This window comes from Hymenobacter sp. FMD4 (genome assembly GCF_058932745.1).
Genome location: NZ_JBZYWH010000038.1, coordinates 1 through 21,601, shown reverse-complemented (window position 1 = coordinate 21,601; position 21,601 = coordinate 1). Strand labels below are relative to the sequence as shown.

Annotated in this window: 21 protein-coding genes; 6 read left to right on the top strand and 15 right to left on the bottom strand. The window is 59.3% G+C overall.

What is annotated here, in order from left to right:
* Positions 1-4: 4 nt before the first annotated feature.
* The 9 genes from AC5FXY_RS21290 to AC5FXY_RS21250 form a co-directional block, all read right to left on the bottom strand.
* Positions 5-247 (bottom strand): hypothetical protein, encoded by a 243-nt coding sequence (locus tag AC5FXY_RS21290; protein ID WP_493558744.1) that lies wholly within the window; start codon positions 245-247, stop codon positions 5-7.
* Between the two features lie 125 nt (positions 248-372).
* A complete protein-coding gene (locus AC5FXY_RS21285; protein ID WP_493558743.1) occupies positions 373-3,498 on the bottom strand; it encodes an efflux RND transporter permease subunit in 3,126 nt (1,041 codons plus the stop codon).
* 117 nt (positions 3,499-3,615) lie between these two features.
* Complete coding sequence (locus AC5FXY_RS21280; protein WP_493558742.1) at positions 3,616-4,719, bottom strand: efflux RND transporter periplasmic adaptor subunit; 1,104 nt, start codon at positions 4,717-4,719, stop codon at positions 3,616-3,618.
* Positions 4,720-4,855: 136 nt separating this feature from the next.
* Positions 4,856-6,100: a TolC family protein gene (locus AC5FXY_RS21275; RefSeq protein ID WP_493558741.1), complete on the bottom strand. Its 1,245-nt coding sequence runs from the start codon at positions 6,098-6,100 to the stop codon at positions 4,856-4,858.
* A 425-nt stretch (positions 6,101-6,525) separates the two neighbouring features.
* Positions 6,526-7,884, bottom strand: a complete 1,359-nt coding sequence (locus AC5FXY_RS21270; RefSeq protein WP_493558740.1) for a HAMP domain-containing sensor histidine kinase — start codon at positions 7,882-7,884, stop codon at positions 6,526-6,528.
* Entirely contained in the window at positions 7,881-8,567 is a 687-nt protein-coding gene (locus tag AC5FXY_RS21265) for a response regulator transcription factor (protein ID WP_493558739.1), read from the bottom strand. Before AC5FXY_RS21265 ends, AC5FXY_RS21270 begins: the two co-directional genes overlap by 4 nt.
* 145 nt (positions 8,568-8,712) lie before the next feature.
* The gene (locus AC5FXY_RS21260; RefSeq protein WP_493558738.1) at positions 8,713-9,663 is read right to left on the bottom strand and encodes a hypothetical protein; all 951 of its coding nucleotides are present in this window, start codon (positions 9,661-9,663) and stop codon (positions 8,713-8,715) included.
* A gap of 135 nt (positions 9,664-9,798) precedes the next feature.
* Positions 9,799-10,917, bottom strand: coding sequence for a DNA topoisomerase IB (locus AC5FXY_RS21255; RefSeq protein ID WP_493558737.1), 1,119 nt, complete (start codon positions 10,915-10,917; stop codon positions 9,799-9,801).
* Between the two features lie 78 nt (positions 10,918-10,995).
* On the bottom strand, positions 10,996-11,739 hold the full coding sequence (locus AC5FXY_RS21250; protein ID WP_493558736.1) for a carboxylesterase family protein: 744 nt from the start codon (positions 11,737-11,739) through the stop codon (positions 10,996-10,998).
* Positions 11,740-11,957: 218 nt separating this feature from the next.
* On the opposite strand from AC5FXY_RS21250, the gene AC5FXY_RS21245 reads away from it, so the two are divergent.
* Entirely contained in the window at positions 11,958-12,776 is an 819-nt protein-coding gene (locus AC5FXY_RS21245; RefSeq protein WP_493558735.1) for a M48 family metalloprotease, read from the top strand.
* Positions 12,777-12,833: 57 nt separating this feature from the next.
* Here AC5FXY_RS21245 and AC5FXY_RS21240 read toward each other — a convergent pair whose 3' ends face one another.
* Positions 12,834-13,292 carry a hypothetical protein gene (locus tag AC5FXY_RS21240; RefSeq protein WP_493558734.1) on the bottom strand — a complete coding sequence of 153 codons (459 nt, stop codon included), beginning with the start codon at positions 13,290-13,292 and terminating at the stop codon, positions 12,834-12,836.
* 205 nt (positions 13,293-13,497) lie between these two features.
* On the opposite strand from AC5FXY_RS21240, the gene AC5FXY_RS21235 reads away from it, so the two are divergent.
* Positions 13,498-14,637, top strand: a complete 1,140-nt coding sequence (locus AC5FXY_RS21235) for an App1 family protein phosphatidate phosphatase (protein WP_493558733.1) — start codon at positions 13,498-13,500, stop codon at positions 14,635-14,637.
* 105 nt (positions 14,638-14,742) lie between these two features.
* Here the strand turns inward: AC5FXY_RS21235 and AC5FXY_RS21230 are convergent, their stop codons facing one another.
* A complete protein-coding gene (locus AC5FXY_RS21230; protein WP_493558732.1) occupies positions 14,743-15,204 on the bottom strand; it encodes a YybH family protein in 462 nt (153 codons plus the stop codon).
* Between the two features lie 69 nt (positions 15,205-15,273).
* Positions 15,274-16,020, bottom strand: coding sequence for a monofunctional biosynthetic peptidoglycan transglycosylase (gene mtgA, locus AC5FXY_RS21225; protein WP_493558731.1), 747 nt, complete (start codon positions 16,018-16,020; stop codon positions 15,274-15,276).
* Between the two features lie 114 nt (positions 16,021-16,134).
* On the opposite strand from mtgA, the gene AC5FXY_RS21220 reads away from it, so the two are divergent.
* Both AC5FXY_RS21220 and AC5FXY_RS21215 read left to right on the top strand, forming a co-directional pair.
* A complete protein-coding gene (locus AC5FXY_RS21220; protein ID WP_493558730.1) occupies positions 16,135-16,770 on the top strand; it encodes an LON peptidase substrate-binding domain-containing protein in 636 nt (211 codons plus the stop codon).
* Between the two features lie 69 nt (positions 16,771-16,839).
* Entirely contained in the window at positions 16,840-18,096 is a 1,257-nt protein-coding gene (locus tag AC5FXY_RS21215) for a metallophosphoesterase (RefSeq protein WP_493558729.1), read from the top strand.
* Here AC5FXY_RS21215 and AC5FXY_RS21210 read toward each other — a convergent pair.
* Both AC5FXY_RS21210 and AC5FXY_RS21205 read right to left on the bottom strand, forming a co-directional pair.
* A complete protein-coding gene (locus AC5FXY_RS21210; protein WP_493558728.1) occupies positions 18,029-18,955 on the bottom strand; it encodes a diacylglycerol/lipid kinase family protein in 927 nt (308 codons plus the stop codon). The two genes, AC5FXY_RS21215 and AC5FXY_RS21210, sit on opposite strands and share 68 nt — an antisense overlap.
* 103 nt (positions 18,956-19,058) lie before the next feature.
* Positions 19,059-19,763: a M48 family metallopeptidase gene (locus AC5FXY_RS21205; protein WP_493558727.1), complete on the bottom strand. Its 705-nt coding sequence runs from the start codon at positions 19,761-19,763 to the stop codon at positions 19,059-19,061.
* Positions 19,764-20,052: 289 nt separating this feature from the next.
* Here AC5FXY_RS21205 and AC5FXY_RS21200 point away from each other — a divergent pair, with 289 nt between their 5' ends.
* Positions 20,053-20,244 carry a hypothetical protein gene (locus AC5FXY_RS21200; protein ID WP_493558726.1) on the top strand — a complete coding sequence of 64 codons (192 nt, stop codon included), beginning with the start codon at positions 20,053-20,055 and terminating at the stop codon, positions 20,242-20,244.
* Positions 20,245-20,326: 82 nt separating this feature from the next.
* Here the strand turns inward: AC5FXY_RS21200 and AC5FXY_RS21195 are convergent, their stop codons facing one another.
* Positions 20,327-21,112: a murein L,D-transpeptidase catalytic domain family protein gene (locus tag AC5FXY_RS21195; RefSeq protein ID WP_493558725.1), complete on the bottom strand. Its 786-nt coding sequence runs from the start codon at positions 21,110-21,112 to the stop codon at positions 20,327-20,329.
* A 108-nt stretch (positions 21,113-21,220) separates the two neighbouring features.
* Between AC5FXY_RS21195 and AC5FXY_RS21190 the strand changes: the two genes are divergently transcribed.
* Positions 21,221-21,601, top strand: a 381-nt coding sequence (locus AC5FXY_RS21190; protein ID WP_493558724.1) for a hypothetical protein, incomplete at its 3' end; no start/stop codon positions are given.

The window sequence follows — 21,601 nt, the reverse complement described above, 5'->3', positions numbered from 1 at the left end:
CAATTCACAGGCTCAGGCCCGAGGTAGCTGACTTGGTGGTACGCAGGCCCGGAGCGGCGTACTGCAGCAGCCGCTGCCAGCCGTCGTAGGGCAGTTCAAAGCTGTTGCAGGTAGGGCTCCAGCGCAATACGGGGTTGACGACGGTGAGCAATTCAACCCAGTCGCTAGCAATTTTAGCGGTGCTGATGTGCGCGTTTATCTCGGCGCGGAGCGTGTCCGCCACGTGCATTTGCAGGGAGGGCGGCATGAAAGTGAAGGCGATGAGCAACATAGGTAGATGGGTTACATCGAATTCTGCTGCGTTCGGAGCAGCTGAGGTTTCGAAAAATGGAACACATGCGCAAAGCCTTGCTTGCGCTTATCCGCAACCGCTTACTGCGCGTCTAGGGCCAGAGCCTGCTGCTGACGGCGGTAGCCTTGGTGCGTACGCTCGAAAATGAGCGGGAAGATGAACAGCGTGAGGATGGTGGACGTGATAAGCCCGCCAATCACCACAACGGCTAGCGGCTTCTGCGTTTGGGAGCCGATGCCAGTGCTGATGGCCGCCGGAAACAAACCGATGGCCGCCATCATGGCCGTCATCAGCACGGGCCGAATGCGCGACGTGACGCCGTCGTAGATGGCTTCGTCCAGCGGCATCTTCTTCTGCAGATTCTGCTTGAACACAGTGATGAGAATCACGCCATCCTGAATACAGATACCAAACAAGGCGATGAAGCCAATGCCGGCCGAAATACTGAAGTTGGTACCGGTGATGAGCAGCGCCGCAATGCCGCCGGTAATGGCGAAGGGCACGTTCAGCAGCACCAGCCCGGCGTCTTTCATATTGCCGAAAAGCACGAACAGAATGAAGAAGATTAGCAGCAGCGAAATGGGCACCACCATGGCCAGGCGCTCTGTCGCGCGCTGCTGGTTTTCAAAGTCGCCGGCCCAGGCGTAGGAGAAGCCTTTGGGCAGCGGCACCCGGGCATTTACTTTCTCCTGCGCCTCCGCAATGGTGGAGCCCATGTCGCGGCCGCGCACCGAGAACTTCACGGCAATAAACCGCTCCGTGTCGTCGCGGAAGATGAGCGAGGGGCCGGTGAGCAGGTTGATGGTGGAAATCTCGCGCAGCGGAATCTGCGAGCCGTTCAGCGTGGGCACCATCAGGCGGCCGATTTCCTCCTCGGTTTTGCGGAACTCTGGCAGGTAGCGGATTCGGATGCTGAAGCGCCGCTCGCCCTCGTACAGCTGCGAGGCCTCCTTGCCGCCCACGGCCATTTCCAGCACCGCGTTGGCGTCGGCTTTACTCACGCCGTAGCGGGCCATACGCTGCTCGTCCAGCTCCACGTGCAGCTCGGGTTGGCCCAGATTGCGCACCACGCCCAGGTCCTCAATACCGCGCACGGTTTTCAGGATGGCGTACACGCTGTCGGCTTTCTGATCGATAAAGGCCAGGTCGTCACCGTAAATCTTCACCGCAATGGAGCCCTTCACGCCCGATACGGCTTCCTCCACGTTGTCCTGAATGGGCTGCGAGAAGTTGAACACCACCGTCGGTAAAATAGCGTGCAGCTTGTGCTGCATGCTGTCGATAAGAGCCTCACGATAAGCCGGCTTTTTCATTTCCGGAATGTGCTTGGTATCCACGTGAAACTCCACGTTGTAAAAGCCCGTGGGGTCGGTGCCGTCGTTGGGGCGGCCAGTCTGGCTGAGCACCTGCTCCACCTGTCGGAACGAGCCCAGCGTCTGGCGCATTTCCTGCGTGAGCTCCACCGATTTTTCGAGCGAAATGCTCATCGGCAGCGAGGCGCGTACGTAAAGCGAGCCTTCGTCGAGCTGGGGCAAAAACTCACTGCCCAACAGCCGAAATGCCCCGATGCCTACCACCAACCAGATGCCCGCAAAGGTCAGGCTTACGGCCTTGTGGCGGTACACGCGCCGGAAGATGCGCAGGCTGTTGCGCGTCACGAAGTTGATGAACGGGTTGTTCTTCTCGCGCACATTTTTGTTCAGCAGCATGCTGGCCAGCACTGGCACTAGGGTGAGCGTGGTGATGAGAGCCCCGAGCAAGGCAAAACCCAACGTCCAGGCCAGCGGCGAAAACATCTTGCCCTCCACTTTTTCAAACGAGAAGATGGGCAACAGGGCCGTGATGATGATAAGCTTGGCCGTGAAGATGGTTTTCCCCATCTCCGTGCCGGTTTTGCGGATGAGGCGCAGCTTGGCCAGGCGGTTGAACTTGTCCATGCCCACCTTGTGCGCCAAGTGGTCGAGGGCCACGAATATGCCTTCCACCATTACCACGGCCCCGTCCACGATGATACCGAAGTCGATGGCGCCCATGCTCAGCAGGTTGGCCGACATGCCCCGCAGCCGCAGGCACACGAAGGCAAACAGCAACGACAGCGGAATCACCACCGACACGACCACCGTGGTGCGCCAGTCGGCCATGAACAGCAGCACCACCAGCGTCACGAGCACAATGCCCTCGATCAGGTTGTGCTGCACCGTGCCCACGGCGTAGCCGATAAGTGTTTCGCGGTTGTAGAAGGTGCGGATCTTGACGCCGGCTGGCAGGATTTTATCGTTCAGCTCGGCCACCTTGGCGTTCAGGCGCGTGATGACCTCCGAGGGGTTTTCGCCCTTGCGCATCACCACGATGCCCTCCACCACGTCGGGGTTCAGATCGAGGCCGACTTGGCCCAGGCGGGGCAGCGCCGACTCGCGCACCTCGGCCACGTTGCGCACCAGAATGGGCGTGCCCTTTACGTTTTTGATGATGATGGTGCGAATGTCTTCCATCGTGCTCAGCAAGCCGATGCCGCGCACCACGTAGGCCTCGTCGTTTTTCTCGATGATGTCGCCGCCCACGTTGATGTTGGAGCGGGCCACCGACTCGTACACATCGAGCGGCGTGATGTCGTACTCGGCCAAGCGACGCGGGTTGATGCTGATTTCGTAGCTTTTTACCTCGCCGCCGAAGCTGTTCACGTCGGCCACGCCGGGCACGGCCTTGATGCGCCGGTCAATCACCCAATCCTGGATGGTTTTCAGCTCGCGCACGTCGTACTTGTCGCTTTCCAGCGTGTAGCGAAAAATCTCGCCGGTAGGGCCGTAAGGCGGCTCCACCTCCGGCTCGATGCCCTCCGGCAGTTCGGCCGCAGGCAGCAGGTTGTTGATCTGCACGCGGGCGAAGGCATCGTCCACGTCGTCGTCGAACACCACCTTCACCACCGACAGCCCAAAGAGCGTGGTGGAGCGGATGCTGGTTTTCTTCTGCGCCGGGTTCAGGGCTACCTCGATGGGCAGCGTGATGAACTTTTCGATTTCCTCGGCTGAGCGCCCCGGCCACTGCGTGATGATGGTGACCTGCGTGTTGGTTACGTCCGGGAAGGCGTCGATGGGCGTGCGGCGGTAGCTATAGATGCCTGCCGCCACCAGCAGGGCCGTGCAGAAGAAAATAAAGTAGCGGTTCCGGAGCGAGAAGCCCAGGATGCCGTGAATGAACTTATGCATTGGAGTTGGGTTTGCCCCCACCATCCGGCAATGAGAGAAGCAGCGAGCTGCAAACGTTTCACCTTGTGTTTGCTTTTCGCTACTCCCCCATTGCCGGGCCAGGGGTGGAGTCCTGGCTTATTGGTTTAGGGTATGGTATAGCAGCAGCGCATTGCGCGACACGACTTGCTCGCCGGGCTCTACGCCGCCGTTGAGGTAGGTATGGCCGGCAGCGGTACCCGCCGTTTCCACGGCACGGGTTTCGATGTGCTCCCGGTCGCGGTACACGAGCACGTAGCTGCGGCTGCGCTCAAACACCAGCGCCGTGGAAGGCACGCTGAGCTTGCTCGTGCCCGTGGGCGCCGACACCGTAACGGTGGCAAACATCTCCGGCTTGAGCTTATTGCCGGGGTTTTGCAGCGGCACGCGCACCGTCAGCACGCGGCTTTCGGGGTCGAGGGAGCTGTAAGCCGGGTCGATTTTGCCGGTGGCGGGCTCGTCGGGAAAAGCCAGCGTTTTAACTACGGCCGGAGTGCCGGGCTGCACGCGGGCAATGTCGTCTTCGTACACGCTGGCCAGCGCCCACACCGTGTTCAGGTCCGAAATGACGAACATGGGCTGGTCGTTATCGGAACGTAGCTGGGTGCGCGGGTTCACGGTTTTTTCAACCACGAAGCCCGCGGCCGGTGCCTTCACCACGTAGCGGGCTGCGCTCTGGCTTGACTGCGTACCGTAAATGGCCCCGATCTGACGGTTTTTCTGCACCTCGGCTTGCGCGCGGCGCACTTCCTGCTGGGCCAACTGGTACTCGCGGGCCGAGGCCAGACCGTCTTCGTACAGTTCCTTGGTGGAAGCCAGCTCTTGCCGGGCCTTGGCCAGCTCCACCGTGGCCGTGGTCGACTCGGAGCGGAAGGTGGCAATGTCGGTGCTTTCGATTTCGGCCAGCACCTGCCCGGCCTGCACGTATTGGCCCAGGGTCACGTTCACTTTCGTCACGATGCCGCTCACCAGCGGAAACACCTTGTTTACCCGCGCTTCGTCGTAAGCAATTTTGGCCGTAAGCTTTAGCTCGTTGATTACCGGCCGCTGGCGTACCGTGTCCAGCGCAATGCGCGCCAGCAACGAATCGGATAGCACGGCAGCGGAGGCTTTGGCGGGTGCGGCCACTTCTTCAGCATCCTGATCCGAACAGGCCGTCAGGCCAACCGTGATTAGCAGCAGGCCCGGAATAAGGTAGCGCATAGAAAAGATTGGAAGACGTTGCATGGGTAGTTGGTTCGCAGATGAGGGCCCCGCGGATGGGTAATCCGCAGGTAATGAGATAGGCTGGACAGCCTGTAGCGGGAGCCACGGCGCGTGCCGCGTCTTGCCGGAGCTGTTAGTAGCGGAACACTTGCTGCCCAAGCTGCTCGTTGAGCTTATCGAAGGCATTGAGGCGCTCGGCGCGGCTTTGATTAAGCTGCACGACGCCCGATTTATAGGAATCCAGAAAATCGAGGAACTCCAGCAGACTGATGGCCTTGCGCTGGTAGCTGCGCAGCACGCCGTCGAGAAGTTGGTCGGCGTCGGTGAAATAATCGGGCGGAAAGGCATCGGAAAGGCGCTCGGCCTCCTGCGCCTTGCGGTAGGCTTCGATTACCTCGTTCACCACGGTAGCTTCCTGTTGATTGAGAAGCTGCTCGCTGCCTTGGCGTTGGGCCTCAGCCAGCTTGATGTTGCCCTGATTGCGGTTGAAGAGCGGCAGTGGCATACCTACCGTGAGGCCGGTGTAATGCTTGCCGACGGCGCCGTTGTGGTCGTAGAAGGTGCCCACGTTCAGGTCGGGCACGGCCAGGCTTTTCTGCAGGCGTACGTGCTGCTCCTGCTGGCGCACGGAGGCGGCGGCGGCCTGGAGGTCGGGGCGGTTGGCGCGGGCCGTTTCCAAGGCTTGGGCCAGCGGCAACGCGCTTAGGCGTAGGTTGTCGGGGGTGGTGGCGGGCAGCACCGGGCGCAGGTAGCGCGGCTGGCGACTGCCGAGCAGTAGGTTCAGCTCGGCCTGGTCTTCGGCAATATCGTTGCGCAAATCCTTCAGCTCGCTTTCCAGCTCAAACAGCTGGCTTTTCAGGCGCACCACTTCTTTCAGGGGCACATTGCCGCGTTGGTACTGGGCCTGCGTGATGGTGAGCGTGCGCCGCAGGGCCTCGATTTGGCGGGCGTACATGTCCTGCGTCTGCTGACGGTAGTACAGCGTCACGAAGTTTTCGCGCAGCTCGTAGCGTAGCGTGCGCACCAGGTCGGTGAATTGTAGTTCGGCAATGGCCACGCCGGTGCGGGCATAGTCAACGGCTTTGCGGCGCTTGCCGCCTAGCTGAATCAGCTGCTCGATACCGCCTACCAACTGAAACCGGTCTTCGTTGCCCTCGAAGAAGCGCCGATTGTAAGGGTTGAAGGCGTTGCGCTCCAGCGAGATTTCCGGGTTGTCGAACAGGCGGGCCTGAATCACTTCGGCCTGAGCCGCCGGGATGTTAAACCGCTCGGCCAGCAGGGCGAAATTGGTAGTCAGAAAAGCGGCCTCAGCCTCGGGTAAAGTAAGCGTAAGACTATCGGTGGGAGCTGGCGCTGCTACTGCGCCGGGCAAGGCCACAGACTGCGCATGACTCGCAAAAGTGCTACATATTGCTAAGGACAAAAAGCTAAAAAGCAGGCGTATTCGCATAATTCAGCTGGGATTACCAAAGAACAATGCAAAACTACTGGCCCTATGAGGGACAGAAATTACAGGGTTATTAGAAGGTTGTTAGAAGGAGATTAGAAGAGTGAGGTGTTGGTTACGGTATTACAACCGTCAGTCGTGCTGAGCGCAGTCGAAGCATCTCTACTGCTTCGTTCAGCCGCCATTGTTCGGTAGAGATGCTTAGGCAGAGCTCAGCAGGACCGCCCAATAATTGATCAACCACCCCTAGCCCCTCCTTATCTAAGGAGGGGAACCAGTCTTAATTTTAGCCGCGCCAACGGATTTCGTTCACGCGGACGCGGACTAAACCGAAGGTCGGCGTAGCCAAGTCCGCGCTACACGGCCATTGTCACGCGCATGGTGGTACCCTTGTGCAGTTCCGATTCGATGTCGAACGTGGCGCTGTGCAAGGCGAAGATGCGAGCGGCCAGGGCCAGCCCCACCCCGTAACCGCCGAACTCGCGGGCGTTGGCGGCGCGGAAAAACGTTTGGCGTACGTGCTGCAAATCCTCGGGCGCAATACCAATACCGGCGTCAGCAATGGTGAAAACGACCCTTCCGGGCTCGTAAGCCAACGAACACACCACCGGCGCCTCCGAAAACTTACAGGCATTGTCAATGAGGTTGGTGAGGGCCAGCCGGAACAGGTGTCGGTCGCCGGGTACGGTGAGGCGGGACGCGTCGTCAGGCAGCTCGCCCAGCACGATGCGCACCCGGTCGGGCTCCTGCAGCAACGTGGCTTCCTCGCAGGCCTCGAACAGCACCTCGTCGAGGCGCAGGGTGCCTCCCGCCGGTAAACGAGCTTCCCCGTTGCCGAGCTGCGCCAGCTCCAGCAGGCGGTTAATAATTTCCTTGAGCTTGCGTGCCTCCGCCAAGGCCGAGTGTAGCGCACCAGTGTAGGTTTCGGTGGTGCGCGGGCGGGCCAGGGTGATTTCCAGCTCGCCGATCATGGCCGTGAGTGGGGTGCGCAGTTCGTGCGAGGCATTGCTAACAAAGCTTTGCTGCTGCTCAAAGGCGTGCTTAAGGCGCTGCAGCATCAGATCGAGGGTGGCCGACAGCTCGCCCAGCTCGTCGGGCGGAGGCGGCCCGGGCAGGCGCAGCTCCAGATCAGAGGCACCCACGCGCTGTGCCTGCTGCACCAGTTCGCTGATGGGCGCCAGCGCCGTACGCGCAAACCAGCGCCCCAGGATAAAGCTCAGCACTACCCCAATGACCAGCACGCAGCCTGAAACCAAGCGCAGGTACGCCAGACGCGTCTGACCGGCCCGGTCAACAGCCTTAACCATGATGCAGAAGTTGCCCTGGTTGTCGCGGTAATAGATGCCGGAGGTGTATTCGGCTCCGCGCCGGAGCCGCACGTAGCCCTGCTGGCGCACCTGCGCCAGCAGTTTGGGGGTAAACGAGACATTGGGCGCGGTACCAAAGCGGATATGGCCGGCGGCGTCGTAAATGCCTATGACCTCGCCATGCAGGTTGCGCATAAACCGCTCCCGGACGCGGGCCGTGCTGGCCGAGCTTTGCTCGTCGGCCTCCAGGAACAGCGCTGCCGCCGTATTGGCGCGTTGCAGTAGCTGCTGCTCGTACTGCCGGTGGGCATTCTGCCAGGAGAGGTAATACACGGCCCCCAGCCCCGCCCCCAGCAACAAGACCACCAGCAGCGTAAACTGAAAGGCCAGTCGGTTTCGGATGGTCATGCTGCCGCTAATTCGTCGCGCAGGCTGTAGCCCATGCCCACCACGGTATGAATCAGGCGGCGGCCGAAGGGCTTATCGATCTTGTTGCGGAGGTAGTTGATGTACACGTCTACCACGTTGGTGCCCGTATCGAAGGTAAGGGTCCATACTTTTTCGGCGATGAAAGCCCGCGAAAGCACTTCGTTTTTGTGGCGCAGCAGCAATTCCAGTAAGGCAAACTCGCGGGCCGTAAGGCTCACCGGCGTACCGCCGCAGCGCACCATTTTGGTCAGGGAGTTCAGCTCCAGGTCGGCGGCCTGCAGCACGGTGGGTCCGTAGTTGGGGTTGGCGCGGCGCGTGAGGGCATGCACCCGGGCCAGCAATTCCCGGAAAGCAAAAGGCTTGACCACGTAATCGTCGGCCCCCATAGTCAGGGCTTCTACTTTGTTGTCGGTTGTGCCGAGCGCCGTGAGCATCAGCAGCGGCACGGTAGCGTCGCGGCGCCGGATTAGCTGGCACAACTCGTAGCCGTTGAGCACGGGCAAGCCAATATCGAGGATGATAATATCGTAGCGGTTGCTGAGCGCCATGAGGTGACCTACCTTGCCATCGAAGGCCACATCGACCTCGTGCTCTTCTTCTTCAAAGCCTTGTTTCAGGGCCGCAACAACCTTTAGTTCGTCTTCTACAATTAGAATCTTCATAGGCACGGCACGGGTATGGGAAACGAAAAACAGCGAAGACAGCCCGCAATTCACTGACCATCAACGCCCGAAATTGATACCACAAAGGTACGGCATACCCAAAAGCCGAAGATTAGAAGCCGATTAGAGTGGAGGAACAGCCTAGCTACTGCCCCGGTGGCGTAAGCTGCTGCAGCAAGCCGCGCAGGTCCTGATCAATCAGCCGCACCGAGGCTTGCAGCTCGTTGAGCATGTCGGCGCGCAGCTGCAGAGCATCGGCATCGTAGCGGCCGCCACTGCCAAACAGCAGTTCTTGCTGCTCGCGGCCTTCGCGCGCATCGGAGCGCTCCAGCTGGCCGTACCGCTCCCACCGACTGCGCGCGTTGTGCGCCAGCGACGATTGTCCTTGGTTGCTGAAGGCAGGCTCCGTAAGCACGTACCACAAACTCGGCGGGTAAATAGTAGAGCGCGGTGATTCGCGCCAGATATCGGTGAGCAGGTTGCGCGGGTGCGTCACCACGGCCGTTGGGTTCGAGGTGAGTGTCAGTACGCCCAGGACAGCCGTTATGAGCCCGCCCCCAATACCGAATATGTATTGCCCCGAGCGGCTTTCTATCACGGTAGTTGCCACGCCCGAGGCTGCCCCAACGGCAATGGACAGTACCGTCAGGCGCTGCTCCTGCCGCCGGCTTTGCCGGGTGAGGTAGCTGGCCACCTGATCGGCCCGCTCCCCCTCGCAGTCCAGCTCGGCAGCAACACTGGCAATGGTGGTGGAGAGCAGCAGCAAACGCGTGAGAATGCGCTGCTGCTGGGCTTGGTACCGTTCGCTACGGGCATTGCCTACGGCAGTCGTGCGCTCCAGGCGCACCAGCTCGTGTAGCTGCGGCAGCACGCCGGCCGCATTGGCCAGCAGCAAGCTGCGCCGCGAGAACCGCTTGGTCAGCAGGCTGTCGCGCAGCAGAACCTGAATGTCTGGCAAGGGCAGAAAGGCTGGGTCGTCGGCTATAAAGCTGGGCGGGTCGCAATAACCAGCTTCCACCCGCAGCGACTGCCCCGGCTGCCGCGTACCGGCGCAGGAGGTCAGCAGCACTAGCAGAAACACTAAGCGCAGCAACAAACGGGCAGAGGTAAAAAAGAACATATGCTTACCAAGACCTGGAAGTAGCACATCAGACCCAAGTGGCTTAGCGCGGGGAATACACTGCTGGTTGTACAGCATCGGTACCTTCCCCGCATCAGCAAAACCTCTCAGCTATTTCACTTCGCCTAGCATATCCAGCACCAGGTGCTCGGTAGGCGTGAGCAGGTTGTCCTCAGCGGGGTCGACATCGTGACGGCGCAGGTAATCAATGAGCTTATCAGACTGAAACAGATCCACGACCTGCGGGTGGATGTAGTATTTGGAGCACACAGTGGGCGTATTGCCCAGGTTGTGGGCCACGTCCTTCACGGCTTTTTTGAGCACTTTATCCTTGGGCAGTTCGGGCTCCGCTTCGAGCACCTGCTCCAGGCAGTCCACCATCTTCACGGTGCCACCCCAGGTGCGGAAGTCTTTAGCCGAGAGCTGCAGCCCGGTTACCTCGCGCAGGTAATCGTTGACATCGCCTGATTCCAGCTCTTGTCGGTGCCCGTCGGCATCGTAGTACTGAAACAGATGCTGGCCGGGTATTTCCTTGCACTTCTGCACCATGCGCGCCAGCTTCCGGTCGTGCAGGGTTACATCGTGGGCCACTCCTTTTTTGCCGACGAAGCTGAAACGCACATCGTCGCCGCTGACCTGCACGTGCCGGTCGCGCAGCGTGGTGAGACCGTAGCTCTTGTTTTTCTTGGCGTACTCGCGGTTGCCGACGCGAATAAACGATTGGTCCATCAGCGTCAAGACCAACGCCACTACTTTCTGCTTGTCCAGCTTGGGCCGCTTCAGATCCAGCTGCATGCGCTGGCGCAATTCGGGTAGTTTTTCCCCGAAAGCCCGCAGTCGGCTGAATTTGGTGAGGCTGCGCGCCTGGTCCCACAGCGCGTGGTAGATGTACTGCTTGCGGCCCTTGGCGTCGCGACCCGTTACCTGCAAGTGCGTATTGGGCGAAGGCGAAATCCAGACATCTGTCCAAGCGGGCGGAATGACAAAGCCCTGGATGCGCTGCAAGATTTTCTCGTCCGTCACGGGCTGGCCTTTGGCATCGAGATAAGTAAAAGAGCCGTCGCGGCCAGCTTGGCGGGTCAAGCCGGGCTTGGTATCGGGGAAATACCGCAAGCCGGCCAGCTCAGCCTGCCGGGCCGGGTCTTTGTAGAGCTCATGCACGTCGACTTCGACGGGCGCCAGCTTTTTCTTTTTGGTTTTGGGACGGGGCGATGCAGCGGCAGTAGGCATATAAGAAGGGCGCTAAACAAAACGAGGGCCCCGGCAGCTGCCGGGGCCCTCGTTGTACGCAGGAAAGGCGTACTGCAGTTATTTGGCGGGCTTGCTAAGTCGTTGCTGAAACAGCCACTGGGGCAAGGCCGCTTCGTCGTAGGCAGCCGTCCAGGAGTCGTGGCCTACGCCCGGGTACTCGGTGTACTGCACCGCGCCGCCGGCCGCTTGCAGGGCTTCCACCAGCCGTCGTGACTCGGTTACGGGCACAATTGGGTCGTCGGCGCCGTGGAAGGCCCATACCGGGGCGCTTTGACCGATTCGTCGGGCCATATCGGCATAAAGGCCGGGGTCTACCTGGTCGTTGACTTTGAGCACAGCCGGCAGCTGGGCACCGCCACAAATAGGTACCACCGCCGCGAACTTGCCGGGGTACTCGGCTGCCAGCTTCCAAGAGCCGTAGCCGCCCATGGAAAGGCCCGTCAGGTAATGGCGCTGCGCATCGGTGCGAAATTCCTGCGTGGCGCGCTCCAGAGCGGCCAGGGCCATCTGGTACATGGCGGGCATGGTCCAGTACTGCTCCGTGGGGCATTGCGGAATCACGACCACGGCCGGCCAACGCTCCACGTGCCGCCGAATGCTGGCGGGCAGGCCGACTTGGGTTTGCATCAACCCATCGGAGCCTCGCTCGCCGGCGCCGTGCAGAAACAGAATAACCGGCCAGCGCTGCTTGCGCTGATAATACTCGGCCGGCACGTACACCTGGTAGCGGTAGCCGACGCCGTTTACCGTTACGGTGCGGTTCAGAAACCCGGTTTCGCGCGGGCGTGCTCCGGCCGGCATCAATACCGCAAGACCGAAAACCAATCCTATAAAAGCTGCTAAGCACTTAGTCATCGTAATCGAGCAATTATTGAACCCCTCAAAAGTACCCGGCTACAGCCCGAATGCAACGCCTGTCAACCTATGCGCGTATCGGGGCGCATCAAGCTCTTGGCACCGTTTTTTCTTTTGGCTCGGCCAGCCACACCTTTCACCACCCATTGCATCACCCTCCGCCCATGCTCCGACGCTCTTTTTCCCGCTTATATATCCTGGCTGCCCTGGCTTTGTCGATGGGTGCCATGTCTTCCTGCACCGACGAAAACGGCAACCCGATTCTGTTCAGCGTGGAAGACGACAAAACCCTGGGCGAGCAAGTGGCCGCCCAAACCGACTCCACGTACCGCGCCCAGGGCAAGCTGCTGGAACGCAGTGATGCGCGCAACCAGCGCGCCTACCAGCTGCTCGACGGCGTGGTAAACCGCGTACTGAACTCCGGCCAGCTGCAGTACCGCAATGAATTTCCCTGGGATGTGAAAATCATCAAAGACGACAACATCCAGAACGCCTTCGCCACGCCCGGCGGCCACATTTACGTGTTTACGGGCCTGATAAAGTTCCTCGACGACGAAAGCCAGCTGGCCGGTGTGCTGGGCCACGAAATTGCCCACGCCGACCGCCGCCATACCTCACGCATGCTTCAGAACGAGTACGGTATCAACCTGCTGTTGAGCGTGGTGCTGGGCGAAAACCCCAGTCAACTGGCACAAATTGCTACGGGCCTGGGCTCCTTAAGATTCAGCCGCGACTTTGAGCGCGAGGCCGATCAGTACTCCGTGGTATACCTGAACGGCACCGGCCATTACGCCTGCGACGGGGCAGCCGGCTTCTTTGTCAAGGCCGAAGAGCAGAGCCAGGGCAACCCGCCGGAATTCCTGAGTACCCACCCCAACCCCGGTTCGCGCATCGAAGCCATTACCACCCGCGCCAATGAGCTAAACTGCCGCAACCGCACGGTGAACAACACGGCCTTCAACGAGCTGAAAAGCATTTTATAAGCCTTTATTACAATTGGCTTCAGTAAGGCCAGCTGCTACGGTAGCTGGCCTTTTTATTCACTCCCGGCGTAGCACCGTTACCGTATTTCCCTCGATCATACCCAAATACCGCGGGTGGCTGTTGCTCTGCATGTAGCGCAGCCGCACTTCATACTGCCCGGTAGTCCGATTCAGGTAACCGGAGCATGGGCGCCGCTGCATGGTATCGACCGCCCACTTTGGAAACACCCGGTTGAAGTCGACCTTTACCCAGTAAACACGTTGCGCACCGGGTTTGAGGGTCTCATAGCGTGGTAATACCCCTGTGTTAGCACAGCCTGAACAGCCCGCCAATGGAGCGGCGTTGGGTGTGATGCCGGCCAGGGACAAGCCTTGATTTGTATCGTGGCAAGTCAGGTCCACGGAATCCGGCATGGTAACGATACGATAGCGCTGGTTACTGCGGTTAGTCAGTGTGGCCCGCAGCCATACAATGTTGTAAGCCTCAGCGGCCGTAGCCTGCGTTTGCAGCTCCACTTGTGTTATGGTTTGCCTGGGAGGCAAGGAGGCACAGGCAGATATATGCCCCATAGGCCACAAAAAAAGTAAGGAAGTTTTCATCAGCTGATGGGTCTATAAACGCCTTGCCAGGCAACATACGCAGTCGTTGGTGGAAGGTACACGGCCCTAACACTCCCCTCCTATACCTCGTTGAATAGCTTTCAGCCCCCATATTGCCGCTATGTCCTTACTCAACCGTTTGAACAACCTCGCCGAAAACGCCGACGACCTCATTCGGCGCGCTCGTACCCGCCTTGGCCTTCTGCACCCGCTGCAAATCGTGCCTTACCGCAGCTACGGCACTGCCAACCGTTTGTACATCAAGGGCCGCGTGCTCACTGATCGAGGCATTTCAGAACCCGATCCGGAGGCCTCGCGCTGGCACAATCTGGTGAACATGTACCGCCGCTTCGACTCGCACGAGATTCCCGGGGCGCAGCTGCTCATCCGGGCTGGCGACGGCACCGAACACACGGTGGTAACGGATGAGGAAGGCTACTTCACCTTGAATATCGAGCCGCAACGGCTGAATCCGCCGGTTGATTTTCTGTGGCACCCCGTGGAGGTGGAGCTGGTGCAGGCACCGGCCCCGCTGCCCGATCAGCGGGTGGCCTACGCCCCCGTTATGGTGCCCCCCACCGATGCGGAGTACGGCATCATCTCCGACCTCGACGATACCGTCATCCAGACTTCAGCCACGCATCTGCTGCGCATGGCCCGCACCGTACTATTGCGAAACGCTCGGTCCCGTTTGCCCTTCAAAGGTGTAGCCGAATTTTATCGCCAGCTGCAGTTGGGTCGCAACGGCAAGCGCAATAACCCGTTTTTCTACGTCAGCTCTTCGCCCTGGAACCTGTACGATCTGCTGGATGATTTTCTGGCCTTGAACGAAATTCCGCCCGGTCCGCTGCTGCTGCGCGATATGGCCCTCAAGCGCAAAAGCGCCGGTGACATATCGGAGCACCACGGCCACAAGCTTAAGGAAATCGACAACGTGCTGCTGACGTATCCGGAGCTGCCCTTTGTGCTCATCGGCGACTCCGGGCAGGAAGACGCTAACATTTACCGCGAAGTAGTGCGCCGCCACCCCGGCCGCGTGCTGGCCATTTACATCCGCGACGTGAACTTGCCCGATCGGGCTGCCTTGGTGGAACGCGTATCGGAGGAGCTGCGCGGCGAGCAAGTGGAAATGCTGCTCGTGAAGGACACCATTAACGCCGCCGAGCACGCCGTCAAAACGGGGCTGGTGTTTCAGGAAGCCGTGCCTGCCGTAGTAGCCGATAAAGAGAGGGACGACAACACACCAGAGGAAGAGCTGTAGCGCGAAAATCGGCGCGCGACGAGCTAAACGCAAGTTCACTGTACCAAGTGGTGCCGCGTACTCGAGTCTAGCCCGTCGCGCAACGGTTTTTTGCCTTACAACAGACTAGCTTGAGTGGTCGGCCACAATCACCCACTCCCCGTTCAGCTTGCGAAAGAGCAGCGTAAACCAGCCTTGCAGGTCGCCGGCGGCGGGGCGGCGCAGCTGCCACTGCCCTACTACATGAGCCGCATCGGGGCTGATGGGCGTGATGCGCAGCTGCGAGAAGTTCAATTGTCCCATGGCCGCGGCATCGGGGTAGCTGCGGCGGTAGTTATCGAGCGTGCGCTGCCAGCCGCGGGTCGGTCCGTTTTTACCGATGAACAGCAAGGAATCGGATTTCCAGTAGCCTTGCATAAAAGCCGCGACGTCACCGCGGTTCCAGGCGGCGGTTTGGGTCGCCAGGATGGTGCGAATCTGCTGCTCTTCTCCACCAAACGTGGCTGCAATCGGAGCCGAGCTAGTGGATACAGAGCAGGCAAAAAGCGCGGAACACAGCAGGCTTAGCAATGTGGAGTACAGCTTCATCAGTGGCTTAGAAAAATGAGTTTTGGGCTGCCTTTGGGCAAGCTCAGAAGTAATAGCAGAGCCTAATCCTTAGTCCTGCAGAACCTCGGCCACGAAAGCAGTGCCGCCCAGGCGCTGCATGTTGCGCAGCACCCGTTGCTGCTTTGCCCGAGTTTGCGGGCCGGGGTGCCCGGCTTGGAAGCGCAAGGGGTTGGGCAGTACCGCAGCGAGCATGGCGGCTTGGCTGCGGGTTAGATTTTTGGCCGACTTACGGAAGTGCTGTTGGGCCGCCGCTTCGGCTCCGAATACGCAGTCACCCATCTCGGCCACGTTCAGGTATACTTCCAGGATGCGACGCTTGCTCCACAGCGTTTCGATAAGCACGGTGAAGTACGCCTCGGCCGCTTTGCGCACGTAGCTTCGGCCTTGCCAGAGAAACACGTTTTTGGCTACCTGCTGCGAAATCGTGCTGCCGCCCCTGATGGGCCCGTGGCTGCCGATGTTGTGCTTAGCAGCCTTCCACATGGCTTCGGTATCGAAGCCGCGGTGCTGCAGAAAACGTTGGTCTTCGGCGGCTACCAAAGCCAGTGCCAGCTGCGGCGACACCTCATCCATGTGCACAAAATCGTAGTGAATGCGGCGGGAGGCGCCCTCAGGTAGCAGGCCGCCGTAGTTGGCGGCGGGGCGGTGGCTGCGGCGCTCCAGCATCAGCCAAGTAGCCGGCGGTGATATCCAGCGGTAGAGCAGCACCCACACCACCGACACCAAAAACAGGGAAGCCAGCACTTGCAGCGCCACGCGCCGCGCCAGCCGCAGCCGGTCTGCAAAGTCTGCCATCAACAAATCAGCTTGAAAGGCGGCAAACGCCGCTACGCGTCAAAATTACAACCAGACGCGTCACCGCCAAGTTACCTGGTTGTACCTTACTTACTCAGGTTAGTCGTTACCGCTATGTCCCGCCTCCTGCCTTTGTTTCCACTGAACCTGGTGGTGTTTCCGGGTGAGAAACTCAACCTGCACATCTTCGAGCCGCGCTACCAGCAGCTTATTGCCGATTGCTTGGCCGAAGACCTTACGTTTGGCATCCCGCCTTTCTTAGGCGACGCATTGCAGCCCATCGGCACCGAAATGCGCTTGGTGAAAGTGGAACGGGCCTACCCCACTGGTGAGTCCGATATCTGCACGCTGGCCATTGGGCGCTTCCGGGTGCAGGAGATGCTGCGCCAAGCCCCTGGTAAGCTTTACGCCGCGGGCCACATCGAGCCACTCCCCGATGACGAGTCAGAGGACCCGCTAAGTAAGCAGCGCATTCGTGAAATGGTTGAGCAGTTATACAGCACGTTGGGACTAGAGAAGCTGTTCATCGAGCTTTCACCGGACTTTAAAACTTTCGACGTCGCGCACCACTTGGGCTTGTCTACGGAGCAGGAATACCAGCTGCTGACCTTCGATACCGAAGCCGAACGGCAGCAGATGGTGCTCCAACACCTGGAACACATAATGCCGGTGCTACAGGAAACCGAACGTCTGAAAGAGCGTGTGCGCCAGAACGGACACTTCAAGCACCTGACGCCGCCCAACTTCTAAGCCTTTCAACAACGGCTGATCAGGTCAAGCCAGCGTCTTTGCCGTATAGCTAGCATTACTTTCTGTGCTTTGTCTACCTCGTCCCCCCTGTTATTGGCACTGCTTGGCACCGCTGGACTGCTGGTCTTGTGGTTGCTGTACCGCTACGTGCGCGAACGGCAGCAACGACGCCGGCCCTTCGTGGCAGCCCCGGCTAGTCATTGGGATACGCTAACTCCCCCGACCGAGGCCCCAGTGCACCGCGTTTGTCTGATAGGCGACCTGGGAGCAGTAGCCACCGACGGCCAGGACCCGGTGTTGAACCTGCTGCAGCACTGGCTGCGCGACGCCGGCCCTGATGCTACCATAGTGCTTCTAGGAGACAATGTGTACCCCACCGGCCTGCCGCCCGAAGGCCATCCGCGCCGCGCAGCAGCTGAGCACCGTCTCGGCGTACAGCTGGATGCGCTTCGTGAGTTTCAGGGTCAGGTGGTGTTTTTGAGTGGCAACCATGACTGGAACAAGGGCCGCGCCGATGGCTATGCGTATGTCTTGGAACAAGAGAAATACGTGCGCCAACACTTGCCCGGCGCGCTATACTTGCCCGAAAACGGATGCCCAGGCCCTATAGCATTACCTCTGGCACCGGGCTTAGTACTCCTAGTACTCAATACCCAGTGGTGGGTCCAGAATGGCACTCGCCCGCTTGGTCATGCGCAAGGCTGTAGCGCCTCCGATGCCCGGCAGCCCTTTGCGCAGCTGCGGCAGTTGCTGCATGACTACCAAGATCAGCAAATCATTGTGGCAGGGCACCATCCGCTGTATTCCAATGCCGTTCATGGTGGCAAATTCACAGTGAAGCAGCACGTATTTCCATTGACTGCGGCTCACAAGAAAGCTTACGTGCCCTTGCCCATCATCGGCTCCCTGTTTCCGGCTTATCGCAGGGTACTGGGTGCAGCCGAAGACATGGCGCATCCGCGCTACCGCCGCATGCGCCGTCGGCTGCTGCAGGTGCTGCGCGAGTTCCCCGGCCTGGTCTACGCCGCCGGCCACGACCACAACCTACAGTATTTTCAACGCCGGGGGGTGCATTACCTCGTGAGCGGCGCCGGCAGCAAGACGTCGTACGTGGCCCCTGGTGGCAATGCCACTTTTACCCACGAGCACAAAGGTTTTTTCACGCTCGATTTCTACGCCAGCGGCGAGTTGTGGCTCCAAACCTGGGAGCCGGCCGATGCACAGGGCACACCGGCGCCAACCACGTTTCGCTGGCCTATTAAGAATGAGGTAGCTCCTGTTCCTCCAGGGGCACCAGCACCCACAGATTCGCGGGCAAAATCCTAACCTCAATGGGAGTCGGCAGCTGTATCGGCTCGCCATCCACCTGCACCTGCACACTCGTTTGGCCGGGCACTTCTATGCGGGCGTGCCGGCATTGTAGCCGCAAGGTATAGTCCGATTCGTCGAAGCCATCGGTGTACAATCGGTAGAGAATCCCAGGAGCCGCCGTCGCCGGGAATTCCTCAATGACGCAAAGTTCAAACTGCCCATCGTCCATGCGGCTGTCGGGGTTGATTACGACGTTGCTGCCGAAGGTGCGTGCATTGGCGATGGTGAGCATGAAAGCTCGGCCTTCCCAAGTCTCCTTATCCGTTAGCACGCGGTAGTTATCGGGCTGGTAGCTCAGGTATTCCTGCAGCGCTACGCGCACGTAGGCCCCGGGGCCGCGCGTTTCCCCCTTCGCAAACTCTTCCACTATAAGCGCATTGAAGCCCAGATCGGAGAGGTGGGCACAAAACTGCCCTCCTACCAACAAGGTATCTAGGGCCAGCACACGGTAGCCGCAAATCAGCTGCAAGGCACCTTGCGGATCCTGCGGAATTTTTAAATCCTTGGATAAGCCATTGCCCGACCCCAATGGGATAATGCCCAACGGCACCTTGCCTCCGGCCAACGCCTGCGCCGTTAGGTTTACCGTTCCGTCGCCGCCGGCAGCAAAAACTGCGTCGTAAGCGTGTAAGCGCAGGTGCGCCCGGAGCCGAGCCAGGTCATCCTCACCAGTGGTTGAAAAGAAAACCACCTCCAAGCCCTGCTTTGTGCAAAATTCGTTGATCAAGGCTTGGCTTTGCTCCTTATCAATATCTCCCGAAATGGGGTTCATTACGAAGAGCAGCCGGTGGAGCACGGAAGGAGCATTATACATGCTTACAAGGTAAGCGGTGCTCCCGGCCCTGCATACAACGAGCACATAAAAAAGGCCGGGACAGATGCGTCTCGGCCTTTTTTGCAGATTTCGACTGCGGCAGTTACGGCTTTAGCCCCGTAGGAATTCCACTGGGAAATTCCGCCGCAATTTCGCGCTCCAGCACCCCAACGCGGTTGCCTGGGTTGGGATGGGTGCTCAGAAACTCTGGGCTTCGGCTACCGCCACCCCCACCGGCTTTTTCCAGAATGCTCATGACCTGGATCATGGCGCGCGGGTCGTAGCCTGCTTCCGCCGTGTATTTCACGGCCAGCCGATCGGATTCCAACTCGTCTTCGCGGCCGAAACGCAACGATACAACTTTAGCAATGGCTGCCGCCACGGCCGCATTGGTTATAGCGCTGCCCGGCCGGTCGGGGTCGTAGGCAGCTATGCCGGCGGCACCGGCCAAGCCCTGCGTCAGGCGCGATTTAGCCAGCTGCTCGGCCGAGTGTCGCCCGATTACGTGCCCCACTTCGTGGGCCAGCACGCCGGCCAGTTGCCCCTCGGTCTGGAGGTTTTTGAGCAAGCCAGCCGTGATGAATATTTGCCCACCCGGCAGGGCAAAGGCATTAATGGTTTGCTCATCGGCTAGCAAATGAAAATCGAAGCGATAAGGCGAGCGGGCCGCGCCCGAGGCCTGTACCAAAGCGGCTCCGATGCGGTCGACCGCGGTTTGGGCTTGCTGATCCGGGTGCAAACCACCGTATTGCTGCGCCATTTGCGGGGCTGCCTGCAGACCCAGGGCTATTTCCTGCTCGGTGGTCATGCTTACGTATTGGGTTTCGCCCGTTACGGGGTTGGTCTGCCGGCTGCAGTAGTATGATATCAGTGAAAAGCCCGCAACTACAAGTGCGATTAAGTATCGAAGGCCGCCTCTCATGGTGTGATGGTCTTAGTAGGATGGTGGGGAAGAAAGCAGCCGATAGCTGCTGAGTGTCTAACGAGGCCCGGACAGCAGGGTTATGACTCTCCCAACAGCCACTTTTTTGCAGCTTGCGTATCAGGCAAATGTGCTGGCCTTGTGCCATGCACCTCCAACGTTAACTCCCCCGACTATGAATCAGAAACGCACCTTTGGCTCATTGCTGACCCTTCTTGGCATTGCAGCCATCATTTATGGAGCCTTGGGCCTGCTTGGCATGGCCAATCTTAGCAAAGTCAACTCGCTGGTCCCTTTGGGCGTCGGCATGCTGTTTTTCTTTGCCGGTATCAGCTTGGTACGCACCATCAGCGACCGACCTTCCTAAAGCACTTTCCTAAAAAAACACAAAAAGGGCCGGCTTCTGGTGCAGAAGCCGGCCCTTTTTAGTTAAAACGGTAGCAAGGGACTTACTGACCAGCTTGCAGCATAGTGGGCGTTATTCCCTGTAGTCGGGCAAAGCCCGGCAGGGCATTATTCAAGTTTAGCCAGTTTGATGCATACGAAACCGTATTGGGCCCCTGTATGTACAGCACTGAGCCATTTTTGATGGTTTTGATGATGCTGGCTGATTGCGCCTGCGGCAAAGCCGGGCAGCCTTGGCTACGCCCCAGTCGGCCATGCCGACGAATAAAATCTTGGCCTACGTAGTCGGCTCCGTGCACCACCACGGCCCGCTCGGCGGCTTTCGAGTTGAACTTGGGGTCCATCCCCATGAGTCGCAGCGACAAGCCATGCTTGCCCTGATACGTTTGCCCGGTTACGTAAAAACCTAAGCTGCTCATTTCGGAGCCAGTACGATTTGAAAACGAGCGGGCATATTCTTCGCCGGTATTTCGGCCATGTGCTACCAGTGTATGGTGTAGCAGGCGGGAACGTTCAAGGTCAATTACCCAAAGCCGGTTTAGCCGGCTGGAGCGGCTGAAATCAATAACCGTGAGCACCGGCTGTTTGGCTAGCCCACGGCCACGCATGTTGTAATAGCCGATCAATGCATTGCGCAACACCTGAACGCTCAAGCCAGTTTTAGCCAAGTTGGCCCCGGCGTAAGTGCGCACTACCTGCTGTTCAAAAGCAGCCATATAGGCAACATTGGTAGCACCTGGCGGGTTAGCAGTTGGCTTAGCCGTGGCGGGGCTCAGCCAAGTAGCCAGCAAGAGAAAACCGCTAGCAGCAGCGTTACGAAAGAACTTCATGGGCGGTAGAGGAAAGCGCAAAATCAGTGGAAGCGCTTTGACAAAAGCAAAAATAGTAGTTTTGTCCAACTGCGAGCTATTTTACGCTTGCATGTTGAACTGGTTTACATGATGTTACAACGTACGGTCACCGGTTTATTGTCTTTCCTGCTGCTATCTGCTTGCGGCCATTCCATTTCTTCTATCCCGAATTTTGACGCGGCTGCTTGGCGCCAGGATGCCCGAGGTTGCAACGGTCAGCGCAAAGCCCAGTTCGCGGCTCTGTACCAAAACCGCGATATGCTGTATGGCGCCCGAGTAAACGCCGTAGCGGACCTGCTTGGCCGGCCCGACGAAGAGGAATTACAGGAACAGGTGCAACGCGTATATTACTACTTCACCGAGCCCGGTGAGCAATGCTCAACCACTCGCCAACCAGCGACCAGCCAGCGACTGATGATACGGTTTGGCTCGTTGGGCACCGTTACGGAGGTGCTTACCACAAGTGGC